This is a genomic window from Phenylobacterium sp., from assembly GCF_028290885.1.
In the GTDB taxonomy this organism is placed as follows: domain Bacteria; phylum Pseudomonadota; class Alphaproteobacteria; order Caulobacterales; family Caulobacteraceae; genus Phenylobacterium.
Genome location: NZ_JAQGIZ010000223.1, coordinates 1 through 3233 on the forward strand (window position 1 = coordinate 1; position 3233 = coordinate 3233).

Consider the following 3233-nt stretch of genomic DNA (forward strand, 5'->3'; position numbering starts at 1 on the left):
AGCCGCGGCGCGTCGCGGCACCAGCCGCTCGCTCTTCAGCGCGTCGAGCGCGCCGGAGACGCCGGCCTCGCCGTATTCGGCGTCCTCGTTGACCTGCCACACGTCATAGCGCCGCTCGCCGGCCAGGATGTTCTCCACGGTCAGCATGGCGGTCATCATGGCGTGGTCCTGGTTGTTGTACTTGTGCATGCCGTTGCGGCCCACGAGGTGCAGGGTGGGGAAGTGGGCCTGCAGGTCGGCGCGCACGGCCTCGACATTGGCCTGGTAGTCCTCGTCGTAGACCGGATAGGCCTTGGCCTGGCGCACCACGCAGGCGTCGACGACGTCTTCGGGGTTGACCAGGCCCACGTGGGCGATCTCGCGCTTGGCGAGTTCGATCAGCTCGGCGTCCGGCGCGCTCCACACCCCGTCGCCCTCGAAGCAGAAATACTCCAGGCCCAGGCAGGTGTGGTCGGGGTTGGGGATCATCTCCGGCGACCAGGAGCGGAAGTTCTGGATGCGGCCGACCTTCACCGAGGGGTCGTGGATGTAGATCCAGTTGTCGGGGAAGCTCTCGGCCTTCCTGGCGATCAGGGCGACGGTGAGGAAGTCGCGGTAGCGCAGCGCCTGGGCCTGCGGCGCGCTGGCCGGCGCAGGCGACAGCGCCCGGCTGAGCTCGGCGATCGGGGCCGAGGAGATCAGGTGGCGCGCGGTGGTGACGTGCGATTTGCCGGCGGCGTCGCGGGCGGTGACGGTCCAGACCGCGCGCTTGGCGTCCCAGGCGGCGGAGACGAGGGTGCGGCCCATGTGGACCTGCGCGCCCTGGGCCTTGGCCTTGGCGACGGCCGCGTCCCACATCATGCCGGGGCCCTTGCGCGGGTAGTCGAAGGTCTCCAGCAGGGTCTTGACCACCGCCTCGCCTTGCTTGCGCCTGTGCAGGCCGAGCGAGCGGGTCAGGGCGTCGATCACCGCGGTCGCCAGGTCGAGGCCCTTGATCCGCTGCGCCGCCCAGTCGGCGGAGATCTCGTCGCAGCTCATCCCCCAGACCTTCTCGGTGTAGGTCTTGAAGAAGATCGAGAACAGCCGCTCGCCGAACTGGTTGCGCACCCACTGGTGGAAGGTGCGCGGGTCCTTCACCGGGAAGGCGCGGGCGCCGGCGTAGGACAGCACGCAGGCCGCCGAGTTGATCAGCCCCAGCTTGAACAGCGCCTCGAAGGCGCGCAGCGGATAGGCGAAGAACTTGCCGTTGTAATAGATCCGCGACAGCCGCGGGCGGGCGATGAAGTCGTCGGGCAGGATCTCGCGCCACAGCGCCACCACCTCGCTCGACTTGGAGAAGAACCGGTGGCCGCCGATGTCGAACAGGTAGTCCTTGTAGTTCACCGTGCGGCTGATGCCGCCGACGTAGGTCGGGTCGCGCTCCAGCACGGTGACGCCGCGCCCGGCCTTGCTCAGCAGGTAGGCTGCGGTCAGGCCGGCGGGACCGGCGCCCACGATCAGCACCTCGGTGTCGGTTTGCGGCACTTGGGTTCCTTGGGTCACGGCGCGGCGCGCGCGGGGCGGAAGGTGAAGAGGCGCTGGCCCGTATAGGAGATCGCGGTGGCGGAGACCGCGCTCACCAGGATCAGCAGCTGCGGAACGACCGCGGGGAAGAAGCTGCTCAGCACCAGGAACAGGCTGTAGTTGAACCCCTGGGCGAAGAGCGCCACGAGGGCGTAGCGGCCGAGCTCGTGCGACGGGGCCCGTCCCGAGCGGTGGAAGGTCAGCCAGCGGTTCAGGGACCAGGTCACGCCGGTCGCCACCAGCAGGGAGGCCGCGCGGGCGGCGGCGCGGCTGGCGCCTTCGCCGTGCAGCAGGGTGAAGACCGCCGTGTCCGCCGCAAGGCCCGCGACGCCGACGCCCAGGAAGCGGGCGGCGCGAAGCATCTCCGCCGACATTTGCGCCTTGGTGTATGTCGCCATATGGCCCCCTCGGCCCAAAAGAGCTCTCCGGGCGCGACGATGCAAGACCTGTACCCATAAGCTTTAGACTGCGTAAACCGTGACAGATCACCCTACGCGCAGGCTCCGGGGGATTCGATCATCACATCGCAAGGCGTAAAGCCCGCGGGAGACGCGCCCGCGATCCCGACGGCCTGGCTGGCCCTGGCCGTCACCGTCGTGGTGGCCGTGACCCTCTGGCTGTCGAACGGCGGCAACCTGGCCGGCAACTACGGCGACACCGACGACGCCCTGCGCCTGGTGATCGTCCGCGACCTGCTGAGCGGGCGGGCGGGCTGGTACGACCAGCACATGATGCGCCTGCAGCCGCCGGTGGGCATGGACCTGCACTGGTCGCGGCTGATCGACGGCGGCCTGGCGGGCCTGCAGAGTCTGCTGCGGCTGGCGTTGCCGCCCGACCGGGCCGAACTGGCCATGCGCGCGCTCTGGCCGCTGATCTGGATCTTCCCGGCCGCGGCCGCGACCATCTCCATCGCGCGGCGACTGCGCGGCGACGCCGCGGCGCTCTTGTGCGCGGCCATGCTGGCCATGGACCTCTTGCTCTATGCGCAATGGGTCCCGGGACGCATCGACCACCACAACGTCCAGATCGCGCTGGCGCTGGTCGCCCTGGCCGGCGCGATGGGCGGCGGCTGGCGCGGCGCGCTGGTCGCCGGGCTCGCCACCGGCCTTGGGCTGGCGGTCGGGTTGGAGGCGCTGATCTTCTACGCCGTCGTCGGCGCGGGCGTGGCCCTGTGGTTCCTGGCCGCCCCGGCGCAGCAGGCGCGTTCGGTCCAGGCCTACGCCGTGGGCCTGCTGGTCACCGCCGCGCCGCTGTTCTTCGTCGAGACGCCGCCGGCGAGGTGGACGCTTTCGGTGTGCGACACCATCGGCGCCAACCTGGTGTCGGGCCTGGCCGTCGCCGCGGTCGGCCTGCTGGCCTGGGTGGCGCTCACCGCGCGGCGCGCGGCCTGGGTGCGTTTCGCGGGCCTGGGCGTGGTCGCCGCGCTGGCGGGCGGGACCTACCTGCGGATGGACGTCACCTGTCTCCACGGGCCGCTGGCCGAGGCGGACCCGCGAATCTGGCCGATCTGGCTGTCGCACGTCAACGAGATGCTGCCGCTCAGCCACGGCCTGGCCGACCTGACCAACGCGGTGAGTTGGGGGCAGGCGATCCTGATCGTGCTGGGGGCCGCGGCGTGGCTCTGGCTCGGCCGGCGCCGGGAGGCGCGGACCGCGGGCTGGCTGATGGCCGGAGCCTGGCTGGCGCTGGCC

The 3233-nt window shown here is 71.0% G+C and carries 3 protein-coding genes; 1 reads left to right on the forward strand and 2 read right to left on the reverse strand.

The annotated features are described in order from the left end of the window. Both JWP28_RS14885 and JWP28_RS14890 read right to left on the reverse strand, forming a co-directional pair. Positions 1 to 1503: NAD(P)/FAD-dependent oxidoreductase (locus JWP28_RS14885; RefSeq protein WP_299544072.1), on the reverse strand; the 1503-nt coding region annotated here is incomplete at its 3' end. 14 nt (positions 1504 to 1517) lie between these two features. Then, a complete protein-coding gene (locus tag JWP28_RS14890; RefSeq protein WP_299544074.1) occupies positions 1518 to 1940 on the reverse strand; it encodes a GtrA family protein in 423 nt (140 codons plus the stop codon). A gap of 198 nt (positions 1941 to 2138) precedes the next feature. Here JWP28_RS14890 and JWP28_RS14895 point away from each other — a divergent pair. Next, a partial coding sequence (locus JWP28_RS14895; RefSeq protein ID WP_299544075.1) for a hypothetical protein occupies positions 2139 to 3233 on the forward strand: 1095 nt, incomplete at its 3' end.

Coding starts and splice junctions, on each gene's coding strand:
- JWP28_RS14890 (WP_299544074.1), bottom strand. CDS start 1,940: ATGGCGACATACACCAAGGCGCAAATGTCGGCGGAGATGCTTCGCGCC.